The 20,053-nt window shown below is 60.4% G+C and carries 16 protein-coding genes; 1 reads left to right on the top strand and 15 read right to left on the bottom strand.

Translation table 11 applies throughout. The features are described 5' to 3' along the window. Nucleotides 1-112: 112 nt before the first annotated feature. From GTP45_RS23110 to queA, 11 genes are all read right to left on the bottom strand, one after another. Nucleotides 113-730 carry a glutathione S-transferase family protein gene (locus tag GTP45_RS23110; protein ID WP_161016227.1) on the bottom strand — a complete coding sequence of 206 codons (618 nt, stop codon included), beginning with the start codon at nt 728-730 and terminating at the stop codon, nt 113-115. Between the two features lie 57 nt (nt 731-787). Beyond that, nucleotides 788-1,483 (bottom strand): helix-turn-helix transcriptional regulator, encoded by a 696-nt coding sequence (locus tag GTP45_RS23105; protein WP_161016226.1) that lies wholly within the window; start codon nt 1,481-1,483, stop codon nt 788-790. A 19-nt stretch (nt 1,484-1,502) separates the two neighbouring features. Next, on the bottom strand, nt 1,503-4,346 hold the full coding sequence (locus GTP45_RS23100) for an ankyrin repeat domain-containing protein (RefSeq protein ID WP_161016225.1): 2,844 nt from the start codon (nt 4,344-4,346) through the stop codon (nt 1,503-1,505). A gap of 7 nt (nt 4,347-4,353) precedes the next feature. After that, on the bottom strand, nt 4,354-5,154 hold the full coding sequence (eutC, locus tag GTP45_RS23095) for an ethanolamine ammonia-lyase subunit EutC (protein WP_161016224.1): 801 nt from the start codon (nt 5,152-5,154) through the stop codon (nt 4,354-4,356). Continuing rightward, nucleotides 5,147-6,532 (bottom strand): ethanolamine ammonia-lyase subunit EutB, encoded by a 1,386-nt coding sequence (locus GTP45_RS23090; protein WP_161016223.1) that lies wholly within the window; start codon nt 6,530-6,532, stop codon nt 5,147-5,149. The genes eutC and GTP45_RS23090 overlap by 8 nt, the downstream gene beginning before the upstream one ends. Next, the gene (gene eat / locus GTP45_RS23085) at nt 6,501-7,877 is read right to left on the bottom strand and encodes an ethanolamine permease (protein ID WP_161016222.1); all 1,377 of its coding nucleotides are present in this window, start codon (nt 7,875-7,877) and stop codon (nt 6,501-6,503) included. The genes GTP45_RS23090 and eat overlap by 32 nt, the downstream gene beginning before the upstream one ends. 294 nt (nt 7,878-8,171) lie before the next feature. Then, nucleotides 8,172-9,194 (bottom strand): protein translocase subunit SecF, encoded by a 1,023-nt coding sequence (gene secF, locus GTP45_RS23080; protein WP_161016221.1) that lies wholly within the window; start codon nt 9,192-9,194, stop codon nt 8,172-8,174. Between the two features lie 15 nt (nt 9,195-9,209). Next, nucleotides 9,210-11,072 carry a protein translocase subunit SecD gene (gene secD, locus GTP45_RS23075; RefSeq protein WP_161016220.1) on the bottom strand — a complete coding sequence of 621 codons (1,863 nt, stop codon included), beginning with the start codon at nt 11,070-11,072 and terminating at the stop codon, nt 9,210-9,212. Between the two features lie 60 nt (nt 11,073-11,132). Beyond that, a complete protein-coding gene (gene yajC, locus GTP45_RS23070; protein ID WP_161016219.1) occupies nt 11,133-11,468 on the bottom strand; it encodes a preprotein translocase subunit YajC in 336 nt (111 codons plus the stop codon). 72 nt (nt 11,469-11,540) lie between these two features. Beyond that, nucleotides 11,541-12,680 (bottom strand): tRNA guanosine(34) transglycosylase Tgt, encoded by a 1,140-nt coding sequence (tgt, locus tag GTP45_RS23065; protein ID WP_161016218.1) that lies wholly within the window; start codon nt 12,678-12,680, stop codon nt 11,541-11,543. A 3-nt stretch (nt 12,681-12,683) separates the two neighbouring features. After that, nucleotides 12,684-13,709, bottom strand: coding sequence for a tRNA preQ1(34) S-adenosylmethionine ribosyltransferase-isomerase QueA (gene queA / locus GTP45_RS23060; protein ID WP_161016217.1), 1,026 nt, complete (start codon nt 13,707-13,709; stop codon nt 12,684-12,686). Between the two features lie 70 nt (nt 13,710-13,779). On the opposite strand from queA, the gene recG reads away from it, so the two are divergent. Further along, on the top strand, nt 13,780-15,846 hold the full coding sequence (recG, locus tag GTP45_RS23055) for an ATP-dependent DNA helicase RecG (protein WP_161016216.1): 2,067 nt from the start codon (nt 13,780-13,782) through the stop codon (nt 15,844-15,846). Here the strand turns inward: recG and GTP45_RS23050 are convergent, their stop codons facing one another. From GTP45_RS23050 to GTP45_RS23035, 4 genes are all read right to left on the bottom strand, one after another. Beyond that, entirely contained in the window at nt 15,847-16,710 is an 864-nt protein-coding gene (locus GTP45_RS23050; RefSeq protein ID WP_161016215.1) for a DUF6216 family protein, read from the bottom strand. Nucleotides 16,711-16,914: 204 nt separating this feature from the next. Further along, nucleotides 16,915-18,126, bottom strand: a complete 1,212-nt coding sequence (locus GTP45_RS23045) for an MFS transporter (RefSeq protein ID WP_161016214.1) — start codon at nt 18,124-18,126, stop codon at nt 16,915-16,917. 61 nt (nt 18,127-18,187) lie between these two features. Then, nucleotides 18,188-19,183: a Gfo/Idh/MocA family protein gene (locus GTP45_RS23040; protein ID WP_161016213.1), complete on the bottom strand. Its 996-nt coding sequence runs from the start codon at nt 19,181-19,183 to the stop codon at nt 18,188-18,190. Between the two features lie 54 nt (nt 19,184-19,237). Next, complete coding sequence (locus GTP45_RS23035) at nt 19,238-20,041, bottom strand: DUF3025 domain-containing protein (protein ID WP_161016212.1); 804 nt, start codon at nt 20,039-20,041, stop codon at nt 19,238-19,240. Nucleotides 20,042-20,053: the final 12 nt, after the last annotated feature.

The following is a 20,053-nucleotide window of genomic DNA, read 5'->3' as shown; positions in this document are numbered from 1 at the left end:
GCTGGGCAGCGGGCGAAGTCCAAAACTAGGGATCTCCTCCAGAGGAGACGAGACCAGAATACTCCCCTCGCCCTCTCCCGCTCTGTGCGCCAGTTCACATAAGCAGCATGTTTTACCAGACCGGCATGGTTTGTTTCCATGCATCGAGTTGCGATACGCGCGCCAGCCACGCCATCAGCTTCGGATACTGCGTGACCGGCAGCTTGGCTTGCTCGATGTAAGTCAGTGATGGGGCAATGGCCAGGTCGGCCAGCGTCAGCGTATCGCCAACGATCCAGTCGCGGCCGGCGAGGTGCTGCTCCAGCACGCCAGCAAACTGCGTCACCAGGCGGCTGGCACGGTCGATCTCCACTGAGTCCGGGCCGCCGTTACCGCTCAGGCCTTTCCAGATGTGCTCGTAGACGATGGTGCCCAGCGGAGGCGCAAAGTGCTGCGCCGACCACAACATCCAGCGGTTGATATCGGCACGCACGAGTATGTTTTCTGGATACAGTTTTTGCCCAAAAGTACGATCAGCCAGGTACTGCATGATGGCGCACGATTCCCACAGCGTGAACTCGCCGTCTTGGAGCACCGGCACCTTGCTATTCGGATTGAGGGCGACGAGGCGGCGGCGATCCTCCGCGCTCATCAGATTAACTTCGGTCAGCTCCAGCGACGCGCCCATGTGGACGGCGGCCAGCATCACGCGGCGCGAGCTGGAGGAGGCAGGATGATAGTAGAGGCGCATTTGAGATCTCCGATGAGTTGAGGTCTTCATCGTAGATCTGCACTGCGACAGTTTTTGTCAGGAGTCGTCGCGGATGTTGTGTTCCAGGCGCCAGGTCTTGAGCAGGTCATGGCGGCGGGCCGGGTAGCGCTGCTGCAGCGACTCCACCGCCGCGATGCGGTCAACGCGGAAATGGCGGAAGGCCATGCGCATCTCGCACCACGCGGCCAGCAGGCGCTTGCCATCAAAGAAGGCCAGCGCAAACGGCCACACAATGCGGTCAGACGGCGAACCGTGTTCGTCTCGGTAAGACATGCGCAAGCGATGCTGGTAGCGGATCGCCTCGCGCACGGGGCGCACGTGGATGTCGCTGGCGTCTTGCTGGTCTTGACCGATCGGCACCCACAAACTGGTTTCGGCCATATCGTCGCGCAGGTCTTTCGGCGTGGCGGCGGCGATCTTGGCAAGCGCGTTGTTAGCGGCTGCGGCCAGTGCCTCGTCGCCCTGCCGCCGCACCCAGCGCGCGCCGAGCACCAAAGCCTCCAATTCGTCCGCACCGAACATCAACGGCGGCAGGAAGAAGCCGGACTTCAGCATGTAGCCGACACCGGCCTCGCCTTCCAGCGGCGCACCAAGGCCGGACAAGGTTTGAATGTCGCGGTAAATGGTGCGCTCGGATACGCCAAGTTGCTCCGCCAGCTTGGCGGCAGTAACGGGACGACGATAGCCGCGCATGGCGTCCATCAGCATGAAAAGGCGGCCGGTACGGCTCATGGCGGTGATCTCGTGAGGATTAAAGTCCGGGCACTACTATGCCATATTCGCCGAATTTTTTACGCATGCGCTCAGCCTCTTTTTGCACATCGGCCGAACGCTCGGCGCCGAGTTTTTCCACGTCGATCCGCACCTGCTCCGCTGCGGCGGCAAACTGCGTGCGCGCTTCGTCCTGGCGCTTCAATCCCTCCAGCGCCATCCCCATTTGGAACAACGCGCTGGAATAGCCCGGCTGTGATTTCAGGCCTTCCTGCAAGGCCGCTCGTTCTTCGTCATAGCGGCCAAGGTTATGCAGGGTCAGCGCCGAGTGATAGTTGACGCGCATGCCTGCACGCCCCCACAGCTTGACGCCCAGATCACCGGCAGCACTCAGCGCGCGCAGGCTTTCTTCGTTGCGCCACCGGTCACGTTCACCAATGGCGTAACTGATCAAACGCGAATACTGCGCTTCCTGAAAACGCTTGTTGCGCGCCGCCAGATCGGCTTTAAAGTTGCGCGTATCCGCGCCGATGTTCCTTGCGCAGCTGCGATACTCGGTCTCACCTCCGCTGCCCCACACGCTGAATACCAGTTCTTCGTCGATGCGTTTTAACAGCGATGACATCACGCCGTAATCACCGGCCTTGCAGGCGAAGTAAGCGTAGGCGTTCAAGTTCCACGGATCGGGATAGGCTTTGATCATGGCGTCGAAGCTGGTTTTCATATCATCCCAGTCAACCGCACTGTCTTCAAACAGCTTGCCGTAATAGTAGATCTGGTCCAGATTCCAATACACGCGCGCATACATCGCCTCACGATCCGTACCCTTGCCCTTGGCAGCCAAGCGTGCGATCTGCTCCACGCCGTCCGGCGCGCCGCCCCACATTGGCAACGAGTAGAACGCTGCTGAAAAATACTGCTCGTGGTAATCGGGATTTACGATTGCCGCGCCTTCCCACGAAGCGCGGTAGTGGCTATTGAAATTGCGCGAGTACGGCAGCACCTCCAAACGGACACGATACCAGTTGGCGTCAGTGCCGCCGCGCTTTTTATAAGCCGCCAACGACATCTTGTCGATGCGCTGATAGGCTTCTTCCACCGCCTGATTCATTGGCTCGATATCTTCCTTGCGGATCTCCGAATACTTGCCATTGCCACGGAAGGACAGCGCACGGTTGTACAGTAGATAGATGTGGAACTGCGGCGCGACTGCCGATTTCGGGAACTTGGTTTCCCATTCCGTGGCGCGGGCTTCTTCCTTCTTCCAGTATTCAAGATCCCGAGTGCGCATCGGGTAGTTTTTGATCTCGCTGTAGAACACCGCCAATCCCCAGATGCCGCTTGGCGTGCGCACATTGTCGCTATTCAGCTTGTCGTGCAGCTTTTCGAGACCGGCGTAATCGCGCTCACGCAGCATGCGGCGGGTATCGCCTGCGATGGCGGCGCGTGCCTTGGCCTCTGCGCCTTCACGCGAGCCTTCGCGGCCTTTCTGCGACAGCTCGGAGCAGCGCTTGCCGATGTTGGCATCCGCGCCCATATCCAGCAGGGCCGCTTGCAAGGCAGGCTGGCCTGCCTCTCCTGCAATCGTGTACGCGGTACGGCAATTGGCGGTCATGTAGTTGATGTTGGCGCCAGCCGCCACCAAGCGACGAGCGATCTGCTCAACGCCGGCGGCGCGTTCTGGCGAATAGGCGCTTAGCACTGCTGCATGCAGCGCGGTACGGCCTTCGTCCGAGGTGAGATTGTCGGCCGCTGCGCCATTCTTCAACAGCAGATCGACCAGTGCGTAATCAAGTCTGCCGGCTGCACGTGCCAACACGCTAGGCTTAACGTTGATATTCGGCTTGGCGCCGCGCTTGATCAGCAGGATCGCCATCTTCTCGTTGCCGACATCGACTGCTTCGCTGAGCGGCGATGCGGAGACACGTTCGTTCGGCGTACGCGGATCGGTAGGAGGATCGACGCGCGCGCCTTTCGCCAGCAGATACTCGACCATCTCGGCTTTATCGGCGCGCACGGCTGCGCGCACCGCCGCACTGTCGCCGCCATTGATGGCTTGGCCCCGGCGCAACAGAAAATCGATGGCGGACTTTTGACCGCTGGCTGCGGCAACGCTGAGCGGACTTTCGCCTTCCGCCATCAGCGCTGCACCGCGATCCGATGATTGATCGAGGATACGCTGCATTTCGTTCACATCGCCACGGCGCACCGCTTCCACGAAAGCTGCACGGCGCGTTCTGGCATCGCGCTTGGCTTCCGCGGCGGCGAATTCTGCATCCGACAGCATCAAGCGCTGCGCGGCCAGCTCCAGGCGTCCGGTCTCCGGGCTCGCCGCCTGCTGCGGATTGCCGACGCCTACCCATTCGCTCACTGCAATCGGCCGCTGCAAGGATTTGCCGTCCACGTAGACGCTGACGTAGCCCATGTAGTTGAGCAGTCCCTTGCCGCTGTCGATGGTGTTTTCCTCGCTAGCTTGATCTGGCAACTGGCGGAAGTTCATCACCTCGCGAATGAAGCGATCAGTCTTGGCCAGATCAACATCGGTGCACGGCGCTGATGACAGCTTGGGATGGAAGCTGCACATCTTGGCGCTGCTGCGCGTGCGGATAAACCACGTGGCGTGTGGATCGCCGGTGTGGCCGTCCGGTCGTTCAATCAGCAGCGAGGCGGAGATAGGTTCGCCGTCATATTGCGCGAGACGGTCGTGGATTGGACGCTGCGGATGTTGCTGCGGCCAGAAGGCCATGAACTCGCGCGCATTGATCGGATGTTCGCGCAGCGCGGTTTGGTAGCTCAAGTCCCATTTCAAATCGGCTTCCGTGGCGGCGTGCACGGACAGCGCCATGACCGACAGCATTGCGCCGGCCAGCAATTTCTTCATCATTCGCATTTCACTCCAACAGGAAATTGCGCCGTGGCGCCTCCATGTTGGCGCTCTCGGTCGCCGTTTCATCTTTTAGCGCGACGCCGGATAGTTGGCGCCGCCGCGATTCGGACAGCAGGTAGTGAAGCTTGAACGCTGCGGCCTCGTAGGTCAAGCCTGCCGTGCGGACGTTGGAGATGCAATTGCGATGGGCGTCGGTGAGACCGGGGCGCGGTGCGTAGGTAAGGTAAAGCCCCATGCTGTCGGGAGAACTCAGGCCGGGACGTTCACCAATCAGCACCACCACGATTTGCGCGTTCAGCAGGTGGCCGATTTCGTCGCCGATGGCCACGCGTCCCTGGTGGACGATGGTGATGGGGGCGAGATGCCAGCCTTCTAACTTCGCCATCAGGGAGCGCAAGAATGGCGCGGCGTTCTGCTCAATCGCCAGCGCCGACAAGCCGTCTGCGATGACGATGGCGAGATCGTAGCGTGCGGCGCTGCTGTCGACGGCCAGAGCCTCCAATTTGTCGCGCGAGGCGGCGTCAAGCCGGCGGCCGAGGTCTGGACGCTGGAGGTAAACGTGGCGGTCTCGCGCTGCGCTTTGCACACTCACGCACTGCACGCCGCTACACGCTGCAACCAGCGCTGCGCTCAACGCCTCCTGGTCTAACGCGAGATGCACCGCGTCACGCGCCCTCGCATGGGCCAATTGAAACACTAACTGCTCCGCCGTCGGCTGACTCACACCGCTACGGCCCAGCGCAATCCGCGCCGCCGTGAAGCGCCGCAACGATTGCCACGGATTGATCGTCACCGGCTTATCCATGCAACACCTTCTGGAAAACCGCAGGCAACGCATCCTGCAAAGTAAACTGCTCATCGCCACTCACAATGCCCATGCCCTGCAACCACGCATCAAACTCCGGCGACGGTTTTAGTCCCAACGCGCGCCGCACATACAGCGCATCATGGAACGACGTAGTCTGATAATTAAGCATGATGTCATCCGCGCCCGGCACGCCCATGACGAAGGTGCAACCGGCGGTGCCCAGCATCGTCAGCAGCACATCCATATCATCCTGATCCGCCTCGGCGTGATTTGTGTAGCAAACATCGCAGCCCATCGGCAGGCCAAGCAGCTTGGCGCAGAAATGATCTTCCAAGCCCGCGCGCAAAATCTGCTTGCCGTCATACAGATACTCTGGCCCGATAAAGCCCACCACCGAATTCACCAGCAGTGGCTCAAAGCGCCGCGCCACGGCATACGCGCGCGCCTCACAAGTCTGCTGATCGACACCATGATGCCCATTGGATGACAACGCACTGCCCTGCCCCGTCTCAAAATACATCACATTGCTGCCGACCGTGCCGCGCCCCAGCGACAACGCCGCCTGCCGCGCCTCGTCCAACAGCGACAGCGAAATACCAAAACCAGCATTCGCCGCCTGCGTCCCCGCAATCGATTGAAATACCAAATCCACCGGCGCACCGCGCTCGATGGCGGCGATGGTGTTGGTCACATGCGTGAGCACGCACGACTGCGTAGGAATCGCATAGCGCGCAATGATCTCGTCCAGCATCGAGACGATGCTAATCACCTGCGGCACATTATCGGTTGCAGGATTGATGCCGATGACCGCATCGCCGCTTCCATACAACAGCCCATCCAGCAAGCTGGCTGCAATGCCGGTGGAATCGTCAGTAGGATGATTGGGTTGCAAGCGCGTAGACATCCGTCCCGGCAAACCGATGGTATTGCGGAAGCGCGTCACGACACTGCACTTGCGCGCCACTAGCACCAAGTCCTGCACGCGCATAATCTTGGACACCGCCGCCGCCATTTCCGGCGTAAGGCCAGGGGCCAGCGCGGTGATTGCCGCAGTATCAGCATCATCGCCGAGCAGCCAATTACGGAAATCGCCAACGCTCAAATGCGCCACGCGCGCAAAAGCCGCCGCGTCGTGCGTATCAATAATCAGCCGCGTGACCTCGTCATCCTCGTACGGCACCAGTGCTTCGTTGAGAAACACCGTCAGCGGCAATTCCGCCAATGCCATCTGCGCCGCCACGCGTTCCTCCGCGCTGCCCGCCGCCACGCCGGCCAGGTAATCGCCCGAACGCGCAGGCGTCGCTTTCGCCATCAAGTCCTTGAGATCGCGGAACTGGTAGGTCTTACTGCCGACCCGGTGCCAATAGCTGCCCATCGCTGCCCTTTCGGTTACGTTGCGGCGCCGTCGCCAGGAAGCAGCCATAGCCCAGCAACAGGAACGCCACAAATACGCAGAAGATCAGCCAATTGTAATAGATCATGGTCGCCATGCAGATCACCGCGCCCACCAGTGCGATCGCCGGGAACAAGGGATAAAACGGCGCGCGGAACGGCCGCGCCATTTCAGGCTCCATGCGGCGCAATTTAAACAGCGCCAGCATGCTGATGATGTACATCGTAATCGCGCCGAACACCGACATGGTGACGATATTCGCAGTCAGCGTTTGTCCGCCGAACTTGATCAGCTCATCGCTGTAAATCGCCGCGATGCCGACCACGCCGCCAGCCAAAATCGCGCGATGCGGCGTTTTAAAACGCGGATGAATCTTCGCAAAATACGATGGCAAATAAGCTTCCCTTGCCAGTGCATAGATCTGCCGCGAGTAGCCAAGGATGATGCCGTGGAAGGACGCAATCAATCCAAACAAACCAAGCCACACCAGCATGTGCAACCAGCCGCTGTTCTCGCCGACGATTAGCTTCATCGCCTGCGGCAGTGGATCGTTGATGTTGGCAAGCTTAGTCCAATCGCCAGCGCCGCCGGCGAAGATCATCACGCCCAGCGCCAGCAGCACCAAGGTCAGAATCCCGGCGATGTAGGCAATCGGTACGGAGCGCTGCGGATCCTTGGCTTCCTCCGCCGCCATCGCCACGCCTTCAATCGCAAGGAAGAACCAGATCGCAAACGGAATCGCCGCGAAGATGCCGGGAATGGCCGCGAGGCTGAATGTGTCCTGGCCCGCCCAGCCGCCCTTCACAAAATTCGCCATCGAAAAGCCGGGCGACACCACGCCCATGAATACCAGCAGCTCAAAGATCGCCAGCAGCGTGACGAATAATTCAAAGCTGGCCGCGATCTGCACCCCGGCGATATTCAGCGCCATGAAGACAAGGTACGCACACACCGCCGCCGTCTTTGGATCAATGGCAGGAAACTGCACATTGAGATACGCACCTATCGCCAGCGCGATAGCCGGCGGCGCAAACACAAACTCAATCAGCGTGGCCGCACCAGCGAGATAGCCGCCCAACGGCCCGAAAGCGCGCTTGCTATAAGCGAACGGCCCGCCCGCATGAGGGATGGAAGTAGTCAACTCCGTAAAGCTGAAAATAAACGCCGTGTACATCGCCGCGATGAACAAAGCAGTGATCGTGAAGCCCAGCGTGCCGGCCGACGCCCAGCCATAACTCCAGCCGAAATACTCGCCCGAGATCACCAGCCCAACGGCGATGCCCCACAATTGAAACGTGCCCAGCGTCTTCTGTAACGTAGCTTGCATGGTCGCCTCCTAGAGAGATGATCAAACATGCAAGCCCTATGCCAGCCGCCACGCACCAAAGCGGAGCGGTCGATGAGCAACGGGGTTGACGTTGCCGGCCGCTTTAAAAGCGCGCGGCACCAACACAACCCGCACACCGCTACGCACAGGGTCTGACCCCGTACGGGGTCAGACCCTTTCGGTAGGGGTGCTTTTTGAGACCGTTGTTGAACATCAACGAGTACTCATCTTGCTCCCCCGAGAAGCACAAAAAAAATCCCTCCACGAGGGAGGGATTTCTGAGGAAACCGAGGCTTAAACTACTGCGCCATCCGTTTCGTCTTTTTCCTTGATCGGCTTGATCAGATCTTCGCGCTTCACGCCCAGCCACATGGCCACGGCGGCAGCAACGAACACCGACGAGTAAATACCGAAGCAAATACCAATGGTCAGCGCCATCGCGAAGTAGTGCAGCGTTGGGCCGCCCAGGAACAGCATCGACAGCACCATCATCTGCGTGCAGCCGTGGGTGATGATGGTACGCGAGATGGTCGAGGTAATCGCGTTGTCGATCACCTCATGCACCGACGCCTTGCGCTGCTTGCGGAAGTTTTCGCGGATACGGTCGAAGATAACCACCGATTCATTCACCGAGTAGCCCAGCACCGCCAGAATACCGGCCAGCACGGTCAGCGAGAATTCCCACTGGAAGAACGCGAAGAAGCCCAGGATGATCACCACGTCGTGCAAGTTAGCGACAATCGCCGCCACCGCAAACTTCCACTCGAAGCGAACCGCGAGGTAGATCATCACGCCGATCACCACCATCACCAGTGCGTTCAAGCCGTTCTGCGCCAGCTCATCGCCGACCTGCGGGCCGACGAATTCCACTTTTTGCAGCGCCACCAGCTCAGCATCACCCGCGCCGGCGCAAGATTGCTTGACCACGTGCTCGCCCTTGGCGGTCACGGTGTCGATCTGCTTCAGGCTGCCGGTTTCGGCCTTGCACAGCGCGTCGAACACCTGCGCCGATGCATCCTTTGGCGTGATGCCCTTCACCACCGGCAAACGCAGCATCACGTCGTGCGCGGTGCCGAAGCCGGTGGCTTCCGGCTGTTCGTAGCCGATGCTTTCCAGCGTGTGGCGGATCCGTTCCAGATTGGCCGGCTGCTGGTACTTCAGTTCCATCACGGTGCCGCCGGTGAACTCCACCGAGAAATGCAGGCCCTTGTGGATCAGGAAGAACACGGCCGCGACGAAGGTCAACGCCGAAACGACGTTGAACACCAGCGCATGGCGCATGAACGGGATGTCTTTTTTAATGCGGAAAAATTCCATCTTCAGTGCCCCTGATTATTTCTGACCCGGTACCCAAACGGTACCAATGGCGATCGATTGCAGTTTCTTCTTGCGGCCATACCAGAGGTTGACCACACCGCGCGAGACAAATACGGCGGAGAACATCGAGGTCAGAATACCCAGCGTGTGCACCACGGCGAAGCCGCGGATCGGGCCGGAACCGAACACCCACAGCGCCACACCGACGATCAGCGTGGTGACGTTGGAGTCGATAATGGTGGCCCATGCGCGGTCGAAACCGGCGGCAATCGCTTGCTGCGGCGAAGCGCCGGCACGCAGTTCTTCGCGCACGCGCTCATTAATCAGCACGTTGGAGTCAATCGCCATACCCAGCGCCAGCGCGATAGCGGCGATGCCCGGCAGGGTCAAGGTCACCTGCATCTGCGACAGGATCGCCAGCAGGAACAGCAGGTTACACGCCAGCGCAAACACGCTGAAGAAACCGAACATCATGTAGTAGGCAATCATGAACACCGCGATGGCGGCGAAACCGTACATGGTCGAATGCTTGCCCTTGTCGATGTTCTCGGCGCCCAGTGCAGGGCCGATGGTGCGTTCTTCGATCACTTCCATCGGCGCCGACAGCGCGCCGGAGCGCAGCAGCAGTGCCAGTTCGGCCGAGTTCTCGGCGTTGCCCATGCCGGTGATGTTGAAGCGGCTACCCAGTTCTTGCTGGATGGTCGCCACCGACAGCACTTCCGGCTTGCCCTTCTCGAACAGCACGATGGACATTTTCTTGCCCACGCGGTCGCGGGTGGCGTCGCGCATGCGGCGGCCGCCGTCGCCGTTCAGGTCGATGCTGACGGCAGGTTGCTGGTTCTGGTCGTAGCTGGCCACGGCGCTGGAGATGTAATCACCGCTCAGCACCACGTCTTTGTACAGCACCACCGGCACGCCTTTACCCACGGTGAACAGCTCGGAGTTCAGCGGAATCGCCGCCGACAGTTCGGTACCCGGCGTGACCGACTCGTCGACCATGCGGATTTCCAGCGTTGCGGTGCGGCCGATCACGGCACGCGCACGCGCCACGTCCTGCACGCCCGGCAACTGAACCACGATACGATCCGGGCCTTGCTGCTGGATGATAGGCTCAGCCACGCCCAGCTCGTTCACGCGCTTGGACAGGGTCGAGATATTTTGCTTCACGCCATCGTCGATGGTTTGCTTGAGCGCGGCTGGCTTCAGGCTTACCACGGTTTTCAGCTCGCTGCCTTCGCCGGAATCGACGTACAGCAGGTCGGCCAGCTGGCCGGACAGCACGTCCTTGGCTTTCTGGCGGGTAGCGTCGTCGCGGAATTTGATTTCGATGGTGTCGCCCACGCGGTCGATGCCGGCGTGACGCACGTTCTTGTCGCGCAGCGAGCTACGCGCTGCTGCTTGCAAACCCTGGATGCGCTTGTTCAGCACCGCCTTGGTATCGACCTGCATCAGGAAGTGCACACCGCCGCGCAAGTCGAGGCCGAGGTACATCGGCAGCGCGTGCAGGCTTTGCATCCATTTCGGCGTATCGGCTTGCAGGTTCAGCGCCACCAGATAGGTTGGATCGCTAGGATCGGCGTTCAGGCCTTGCTCCAGCACCGACTTGGCGTGGAACTGGATGTCGGGGGTGGCAAAGCGCACCCGCACCGAGGCGTACGTGCCGCTGCCGTCAAAAGCGATGCCGTTATTGGCGATGCCGGCCTTGGTCAGCACGTCGGCCACCTTGGCGGTCATCTCGGACGTCATCTTGACGGTCGACTTGCCGCTGGTAACCTGCACTGCCGGCGATTCGCCGAAGTAGTTAGGCACCGTGTACAGCGCGCCCAGCAGGATGGCCACGGCAATAAGGATATATTTCCAGACTGGATAACGATTCATATAGCTCTAACGTTCAATGTAGACGTCAAAAGGCCCGCGCAGGGCGCGGGCCAGTGGGAATTACAGGCTCTTCAGCGTGCCGTTTGGCAGCACCATCGTGATCGAGTTCTTTTGCACCACCAGTTCGGCGCCGCTGGAGATCTCCAGGGTCACGTACAGGTCGGAGATCTTGGTGATCTTGCCCAGTACGCCGCCGGCGGTCACGACTTCGTTCCCCTTGGCCAGCGCTTCCATCATGGCTTTTTGCTCTTTGGCGCGCTTCTGCTGAGGACGGATCATCAGGAAGTACATGGCCACGAACATCAGAATCAGGAAACCGTACTGGCCCAGGAAGCCGCCGGCGCCCAAGGCTTCGACAGGGTTGGATTGGGCATATGCATTGGAAATAAAGAACACTGGTGACTCCGATATCTATAGTTTGAAAAAACAGCGCTGTATTCTAGCACTGGCCGCAAGGCGTTAGGACTTTTACACCCCTCGCGCGCGATCGGCGTGGAATTGCTGCACCCACGCCGGGAAACGGTCGGCATCCAGGGCGTCGCGCATCTGCTGCATGATGTCCAGGTAGTAGTGCAGATTGTGGATGGTATTCAGGCGTGCGCCGAGGATTTCCTGCGTGCGGTTCAGGTGGTGCAAGTAGGCGCGCGAGAAGTTTTTGCAGGCGTAGCACGAGCAGGTGCTGTCGTACGGCTCCTTGTCATCCTTGTAACGGGCGTTCTTGATCTTGATGTCGCCGAAGCGGGTGAAGATCCAGCCGTTGCGGGCATTTCGAGTAGGCATCACGCAGTCGAACATATCGACGCCGTTGGACACGCCAGCCACCAGATCTTCCGGCGTACCGACGCCCATCAGGTAATGCGGCTTGTTGGCCGGCAGTTTCGGGCCGATGTGTTGCATGATGCGCATCATGTCTTCCTTCGGCTCGCCGACCGACAGGCCGCCGATGGCCAGGCCCGGGAAGTCGATCTTTTCGAGGCCTTCCAGCGATTCGTCACGCAGTTTTTCGAACATGCCGCCCTGGACGATGCCGAACAGCGCGTTCGGATTCTCGCCGCGGTGGAATTCGTCGTGCGAGCGTTGCGCCCAGCGCAGCGACATGCGCATCGACTTGGCCGCTTCGTCCAAGGTGGCTGGGCGGTTGTCGATTTCGTAAGGAGTGCATTCGTCGAACTGCATCACGATGTCCGAATTCAGCACGCGCTGGATCTGCATCGAGATTTCTGGCGACAGGAACAGCTTGTCGCCGTTGATCGGCGAGTTGAAGTGCACGCCTTCTTCGGTAATCTTGCGCATCGCGCCCAGTGAGAACACCTGGAAGCCGCCGGAGTCGGTCAGGATCGGCTTGTCCCAGCCCATGAAGTCGTGCAGGCCGCCGAACTTGGCCATGATGTCATTGCCCGGACGCAGCCACAGGTGGAAGGTATTGCCCAGGATGATCTGGGCGCCGATTTCCTTCAGCTCCAGCGGCGACATCGCCTTGACCGAGCCGTAGGTGCCGACCGGCATGAAGATCGGCGTTTGCACCACGCCGTGGTTCAGCTTGACCTCGCCACGGCGGGCGTTGGTCACGCCGGTGGTGTCGGTTTTATGCAGTTTAAATTCGAGCATTTCTTATTCCTTGTTCTGCGTCGTCAGCAGCATGGCGTCGCCATAGCTGAAGAAGCGGTATTCATTGGCGATCGCGTGGGCGTAGGCCTTGCGGATCTCTTCAAAACCGGCGAAGGCCGACACCAGCATCAGCAGGGTCGACTTAGGCAGGTGGAAATTGGTGATCAGGCGGGTCACGGTCTTGAACTTGTAGCCCGGCGTGATGAACAGCGCGGTATCGGCGCTGCCGGCTTCCAGCTGGCCGCTCTGCGAGGCCGATTCCAGCGCGCGCAGCGAGGTCGTCCCCACTGCCACCACATCGCGGCCGGCAGCACGGGCCGCGAGCACCGCGTCCACGGTCTCCTGCGGCATGGTGTACCACTCGGTGTGCATCTGGTGCTCGGACAGGTTCTCGTTGCGCACCGGCTGGAAGGTGCCTGCGCCCACGTGCAGCGTGACATAGGCGAAGTTGACGCCCTTGGCCTTCAGTTTCTCCAGCAGCGGCTCGTCGAAGTGCAGGCCGGCGGTTGGTGCGGCGACAGCGCCCGGCACCTTGTTGAACACGGTCTGGTAGCGGTTTTCGTCAAACGAATCGGCATCGTGCTCGATGTACGGCGGCAGCGGCAGGCGGCCGTGGGCTTCGATCAGGTCGAACACGTCGGCATCGAAGTGCAGCGTGAAGAATTCACCGGCGCGCTCGCCGACGGTGACGTCGAAAGCATCTGCCAGACGCATCTTGGTGCCGGCCAGCGGCGAGCGCGAGGCGCGCACCTGTGCCAGCACGGTGCGGTTATCCAGCACGCGCTCCACCAGCGCCTCGACCTTGCCGCCGCTCTCCTTGGTGCCGAAGAAACGGGCTTTCAGCACGCGGGTATTGTTCATCACCAGCAGATCGCCCGCTTGCAGCAGATCGACGATATCGGCGAACTGGCGGTCGATAATCTGCTCGCCGTCCAGGTGCAGCAGACGGGAGGCGCTGCGGTCTGGCAGCGGGAATTGCGCAATACGCTCTTGCGGCAAGTTAAAATCGAAATCGGAAAGCGAATACATGTGAGGACTCTGTTAACAAAAATACGGTAGGCCTTACAATACTGGCGGCCAACCCTCTATTTTACGCCATATGCCTGTTTCACCGTCGAAAACTGCCAAAAAAACCATCAGCGCGGAGGCCAAGCTGGCCAAATTGGGCTTGCACACCGATATGGACCTGGTGCTGCACCTGCCCATGCGCTACGAGGACGAAACGCAGGTCATCACCATCGAAGAAGCCCGGCTTCATGGCGGCGACACGTCCCAAGTTGAGGGCGTTGTGACAAAAAACGAGATCGCTTTCAAGCCTAGACGACAACTTTTAGTGCATATCAGCGACGGCACCGGCGATTTACAGCTGCGTTTCATGAATTTCTACGGCAGCCAGGTCAAACAGCTGGCCGAGGGCACGCGGGTGCGCGCGCGGGGCGAGTTGAAACATGGCTTCTTCGGCGCCGAGATGGTGCACCCGGCTTACAAGGTCGTGAACGAGGGCGCACCGTTGCCAACCTCCCTGACGCCGGTCTATCCGTCCGGCGAGGGGCTGTCGCAACCGGTGCTGCGCAAGGCCATCGGCGAGGCCATGAAACGGGTCGATTGGACTGACACGCTGCCGGCCTCCCTGCGCGCCGAATTGCAGCTATCCGATCTTGAACCGGCAGTGAAGCTGCTGCACTACCCTCCGCAGAACGTCGATAACTATGCGCTGGCTGACCGCTCGCATCCTGCGTGGACGCGGGTGAAGTTCGATGAGCTGCTGGCGCAGCAGCTGTCCCTGAAACGCGCCCAGCGCGCGCGCCGCGCCAAGGGTTCGCCGCCGCTGACCAAGGTTGGCGCCTTGTCGCGCGATCTGCAGGCGGTGCTGCCATTTAAGCTGACCGGCGCGCAGCAACGCGTGCTGGCCGAGATCAGCGCCGACCTGCGCCAGCCGTATCCGATGCAGCGCCTGCTGCAAGGCGATGTCGGTAGCGGCAAGACCGTGGTGTCGGCGCTGGCCGCCGCGCAGGCCATCGATAGCGGATACCAGGCCGCGTTGATGGCACCGACCGAGATTTTGGCCGAGCAGCATTTCCGCAAGATCGCCGCGTGGATGGAGCCTTTGGGCGTGAAGGTCGCATGGCTCACCGGCAGCTTGAAGAAAAAAGAAAAGCAAGCCGCCTACGACATGATCGAATCCGGCGAGGCGCGTCTTGTAGTGGGCACGCACGCGCTGTTGCAGGACGTGGTGACATTTGAGAGCCTCGGCCTGTCCATCGTCGACGAGCAGCACCGCTTCGGCGTCGGCCAGCGCCTGACCTTGCGCAACAAGGGCAACGAAGGCGCAGTGCCGCACCAGCTGATGATGTCCGCCACGCCGATCCCGCGCACGCTGGCCATGACCTACTACGCCGACCTGGAAGTATCGGTAATTGATGAACTGCCGCCGGGCCGCAGCCCTATCGTCACGCGCGCCATCGACCAGAATCGCCGCGATGAAGTGATTGAACGCGTACACGCCGCCGCACAGGAAGGCCGTCAAATCTACTGGGTCTGCCCGCTGATCGAAGAGTCGGAAGCGCTGCAACTGCAAACCGCCACCGAGACGCACGCCCTGCTGGCCGAAGCCCTGCCCGACCTGAACGTAGGCCTCGTACACGGCCGCATGAAGCCAGCGGAAAAGCAGGTGGTAATGGACGCCTTCACCGCCAACGAAATGCAAGTGCTGGTCGCCACCACCGTGATCGAGGTAGGCGTGGACGTGCCGAATGCCTCGCTGATGGTGATCGAACATGCCGAGCGATTCGGCCTGTCGCAGCTGCACCAGCTGCGCGGCCGCGTGGGTCGAGGCTCAGCGGCGTCGGTCTGCCTGCTGCTGTATCAAAGCCCGCTGGGCCACGTCGCCAAGCAGCGCCTGATGACCATGCGCGAAACCACCGATGGATTCGAAATCGCCCGCCGCGACCTGGAGATACGCGGCCCCGGTGAATTCCTCGGCGCCCGCCAATCGGGACAAGCGATGCTGCGCTTCGCCGATCTGGAAACCGACGGCTGGCTGGTCGATCAAGCCCGCGACGTCGCCCACGACCTGCTGCACGCAAACACGCCCGAGAAAGCCGCCACCGTGGAAGCCCACCTCGCCCGCTGGCTAGGCGGCCGCGAGGAATTCCTCAAAGTCTGACTAGGGAGACTCCGGCTCATTCACGCGGGTCTGGGCTGCTTTTACCACTTTTTTAGCGGCCTTGGCGTAGCGACAAGCCTGCCGCTCGTACATCCGCCGTGCGCTTTCGGTTTCCCTGTACATCCGCCAAAAAAAGGCTATGGCAAACAGGAAAATCGCTATGAGCACACCGAAGCCCCACCTCTGCTCTTGAACACCTCTATTTACTATTTTAGAGATATCGGATGAGTTCACAGCGTCACAAATAACTTGTCGTTCCCTCGCAGTGAAACCTGTGTCTTGGGATGTAGCCTGCGCACAAGAGGCAAACTTAAATCCAGATCCGCCAAATGGCTTTGCATCCGTCACGCTCAGCAGCATGTACTTCTTGGTCTCATTTAATTGAACTAGAGCACGCTCTGACACTGCGATAACTGTCGCAGCCACTGCGCCATTGAAGAAAAGACCTGCCAATAAAAAAGGAAAAACTCCCCACCACCACTTTATCTTTGAAGCACTCTCAGCTAATCCAGGCTTTTCAAGATCGAAGAAACCACCGCATCTCTTGATGTCACCGATATCTTCGTCGTTCTTTTTCCCCCACTTGATGACACGCTTCATATGACGTAAGGTGCGGACGTTCAATCCAGTGTTGAATCTGAACTGCAACAGCGCAGCTTGTTTTTCTTGGAATTGCTCAAAAAACTTTAATGTACTGCGGCCCCGATTCAAGGAAAAAAATGCCCATATCCTTGACAGGATCGTATGGCCAGAACGCGTACGCCACCAAATCAGAGCAGCGGCTAGAAGAATGAGCACGGAAAAACCTGCGCCTCCTTTCAGAAGCGCAGAAAAAATTGTGCCGAGAGAATTGATGCCATCCATAATTAGCTCCTCATCACGATAGAAGCATCATGTTAGATCCGTCGATTCACAGTACTGTGACGAAGATTCAAAATGTAGCGAATCGTCTTTAGAAGCAGAGATAAATCCGGTTCGCGATATCTACCACGAAGTCCGGCCTCAAATACGCCGCGAACACCAGCGCCAGCACAATGGCGGCGGCGCCGCGTAGCAGCCAGGTCTTCATCATGCGGCCTGCGCGCGCACGATGGGGCGCTCGTTGATCGGCAGGTTGATGAGGCCCGACATCACGCCCAGCGCAATCGCAATGCCCCACACCATGTTGTAATTGCCCTGCGTCGAATACAGGTAGCCGCCAAGCCACACGCCGAGGAAGCTGCCTACTTGGTGCGAGAAGAACACGATCCCCGCCAGCATCGACATATGCTTCACGCCGAACACACCGGCAATGATGCCGTTCGTGAGCGGCACGGTGGAAAGCCACAACACGCCCATCGCCGCTGCGAACAGGTACACCGTCAGCGGCATCAATGGCGCCAGCAGGAACAGCGATATCACCACGGAACGCGAGAAGTAAATCGTCGACAGCAGGTAGCGCTTGGGGAAGCGGCCACCCAGTTTGCCCGCGTAGTAGGAACCAAAAATATTGAACAAGCCAATCAGCGCCAGCGCCAATACCGCCACGCCAGGATTGCCGATGCCTTGATCCTTCAGGTACGCAGGCAAGTGCACGCCGATGAACACCACCTGGAAGCCGCACACGAAATAGCCGGCGACGAGGAACAGGAAGGAGCGATTACCCAGCGCCTCGCTGGCCGCCTCGCGGATGCTTTGCTGCGGGCCATGCGCATGCTCCACCGCTGGCTCGCGCAGGTAGAAGGCCATCGGTATCATCAGCAGCACGATCAAGGCGCCCAGTATGTAGAAGGCATTCTGCCAGCCGACAGCGGAGATGAGCTGCTGCTCGATCGGCATCATCATGAACTGGCCGAAGGAGCTGGCCGCGCCCGAAATGCCAAACGCCCACGAACGTTTTTCCGGCGGCGCCACGCGGCCGATAATGCCGCTGACCGCGCCGAACGCAGTACACGCCAAGCCGATGCCGACCAACACGCCGGAGCCCAGCACGAACAGGGTCGGATGCGTGACAGTCGCCATCCACACCAGGCCAAGCATGTAGGCAATGGCGCCGACCAGCACCACGCGCATGGTGCCGAAGCGGTCGGCCGCCATGCCGGCGAACGGGCCGAAGGCGCCCCACATCAGGTTTTGCATGGCCTGCGCCAGCGAGTAGGTCTCGCGCGTCCAGCCGTTGGCCTGGGAGATTGGCTGCATCCAGAAGCCGAAGCCGTGCCGCACGCCCATCGCCAGCGTCAGCACGACGCCGGTGGCGAGCAGCACGTTCTTGAGTGTGAGTTGGCGGTCTGCTGTGAACATGGTCTATCCCCTGTTATTCAATTCGTATCAGGGGATTGTAACCAGTTCAGGTCAAACCTGCTTACTCGTCGGCGGGATAGCGCAGGCCGATCTGCGCGCGGATTTCGTCCAAGGTGCCCATGATGGCCAGCGTTTCGGCGTGCGGCATTACCGGGCTTTCGATCAGGCCTGCGCGGATGCAGCGGCCGACTTCTTGCGCTTCGTGGGTGTAGCCGTTGCCGCTCTTAGGCAGCGTGATGGTGCGTTCGCTGCGCGAGGCGCCGTCCACCAGCGTCACGGTGAAGCTGTCGGTGTTGTGGAAGCGGTCGTGCAGCCGCACGAAGCCCTTCTCGCCCGAGATGGTCAACTCGGTCGGCGTGCGCGAACGCAAGCTGCATGCGCAGGACGATACGCCGCCGCCCTCATGCGACAAGGTGAACGCAGTTTGCATATCAACGCCGGTGGCAGTCATCTCCGCCTGCGCCTTCACGCCGGTAACGCCACCGAGGAAGAACGACGACATCGACAGCGGGTAGATGCCCAAATCCAGCAGCGCGCCGCCACCCAGCTCCGGCGCAAACAGGCGGTGCTCCGGGCCTGCGTCAGAGGTGAAACCGAAATCGGCGGCGACGTGGGCCGGCTTGCCGATCTCGCCGCTATCGACAATGCGCTTGGCCTCCACGATGGCCGGCATGAAGCGCGTCCACATCGCTTCCATCACGAACAGATTTTTTGCGCGCGCCAGGTTGATGATGTCTTCTGCCTGGCGGCGATTCATGGTGAACGATTTCTCCACCAGCACCGCCTTGCCGCCGTTGAGGCACATCAGCGCGTTCTCGTGGTGCATAGGGTGCGGCGTGCCGATGTAGATCACGTCCACATTGGGATCATCGGCCAGTGCCTGGTAGCTGCCGTGGAAACGCTCGGCGCCGTATTCCTGGCCGAACGTGGTAGCGCTATCTACGGAGCGCGAAGCGACGGCGACGAGTTTTGCATCAGGCGTGTCCTGCAAAGCAGTGGCCATGGCCTTGGCGATTTTGCCCGTGCCCAAAATACCCCAGCGAATTACCTGCGTCATGGCGTCACTTTCTGCCGCGTCGGCGGCGAGTTGGTTGATATTGAATTGATTATTTTACTGCGCTTGCCCGCTGCTTGCCCGCTTCGCACGGAACACGGTTGTATCGGCATAAAACGCCTCATCCTGCTCCGGCCACCAGCCCGGCACGCCCAGCGCTTGCATCGGCGTGAAACCGGCGGTACTCAAGCCTTCGCCGGCCAATTGCCGCGATACCGTGGCGTCGATCCATGCGCGGCGCGCGGCGTGATCCAGCGTGAAGAATTCTTCACCCGCCAGCACGATGCGCGTGTGCGCGGTGATCGCCTTGCGCGGCGCGACCAGCTTTTCCATCAGCGCATGGCCGAACAGCCAGGCCTCGGCATCCACGCCCCACTGCGCGCGGCGCTCAACGAAGGCTTCATGCCAGCGATGCCCGCGCAGCGCGTCAATCAGCGCTTGGCCTGCTGCGTTATCGCGCACCACCAGCAGCGCGGCGTTTTCGTCGAAGATGGTGGCGCCGTCACGCGCAGGGCCGCGCGATTTGCCGACGCCGTCGAGCGCAATCTGCGCTGCCTGCAAGGCGTTCAGCTGGACTTTGATGCGCGGGAAGGTCAGCCACACAAGGCCGTTGAAGAAGTCATGCAGGTTGTCGCGCGTCGGCACGCAACCAGTGGCGCCGATGTGCTGCTCGTAGGCCGTGCCTTCCGGCAGATCCTCTTGCGGCACGAAGGACAGCGGCAACCCAAGGTGATTGCGCAGGCCCAGTGCGGCGGCCTGCCTGGAGAACTCATCGCGGAAGTGCGCGTCTTTCGACAACAGGCCGGCCGCGTCGCGTACCGATTCGTACCAGGGACGCGACCAGTCGATTGTATCCAGCACTTCCAACACTCG

The organism is Duganella rivi (genome assembly GCF_009857435.1).
Lineage (GTDB): Bacteria > Pseudomonadota > Gammaproteobacteria > Burkholderiales > Burkholderiaceae_D > Rugamonas > Rugamonas rivi.
The sequence above is the reverse complement of the archived record's forward strand: the minus strand, read 5'-3'. Positions and strand labels throughout refer to the sequence as shown.

Excerpts from the sequence above, each read along its gene's own strand:
- GTP45_RS23045 (WP_161016214.1), bottom strand. The coding sequence starts at position 18,126 with ATGTTCACAGCAGACCGCCAACTCACACTCAAGAACGTGCTGCTCGCC.
- eat (WP_161016222.1), bottom strand. The coding sequence starts at position 7,877 with ATGCAAGCTACGTTACAGAAGACGCTGGGCACGTTTCAATTGTGGGGC.
- GTP45_RS23105 (WP_161016226.1), bottom strand. The coding sequence starts at position 1,483 with ATGAGCCGTACCGGCCGCCTTTTCATGCTGATGGACGCCATGCGCGGC.
- recG (WP_161016216.1), top strand. The coding sequence starts at position 13,780 with ATGCCTGTTTCACCGTCGAAAACTGCCAAAAAAACCATCAGCGCGGAG.
- GTP45_RS23090 (WP_161016223.1), bottom strand. The coding sequence starts at position 6,532 with ATGGGCAGCTATTGGCACCGGGTCGGCAGTAAGACCTACCAGTTCCGC.
- secF (WP_161016221.1), bottom strand. The coding sequence starts at position 9,194 with ATGGAATTTTTCCGCATTAAAAAAGACATCCCGTTCATGCGCCATGCG.
- GTP45_RS23100 (WP_161016225.1), bottom strand. The coding sequence starts at position 4,346 with ATGATGAAGAAATTGCTGGCCGGCGCAATGCTGTCGGTCATGGCGCTG.
- tgt (WP_161016218.1), bottom strand. The coding sequence starts at position 12,680 with ATGCTCGAATTTAAACTGCATAAAACCGACACCACCGGCGTGACCAAC.
- secD (WP_161016220.1), bottom strand. The coding sequence starts at position 11,072 with ATGAATCGTTATCCAGTCTGGAAATATATCCTTATTGCCGTGGCCATC.
- queA (WP_161016217.1), bottom strand. The coding sequence starts at position 13,709 with ATGTATTCGCTTTCCGATTTCGATTTTAACTTGCCGCAAGAGCGTATT.
- GTP45_RS23110 (WP_161016227.1), bottom strand. The coding sequence starts at position 730 with ATGCGCCTCTACTATCATCCTGCCTCCTCCAGCTCGCGCCGCGTGATG.
- GTP45_RS23050 (WP_161016215.1), bottom strand. The coding sequence starts at position 16,710 with ATGGATGGCATCAATTCTCTCGGCACAATTTTTTCTGCGCTTCTGAAA.
- eutC (WP_161016224.1), bottom strand. The coding sequence starts at position 5,154 with ATGGATAAGCCGGTGACGATCAATCCGTGGCAATCGTTGCGGCGCTTC.
- GTP45_RS23040 (WP_161016213.1), bottom strand. The coding sequence starts at position 19,183 with ATGACGCAGGTAATTCGCTGGGGTATTTTGGGCACGGGCAAAATCGCC.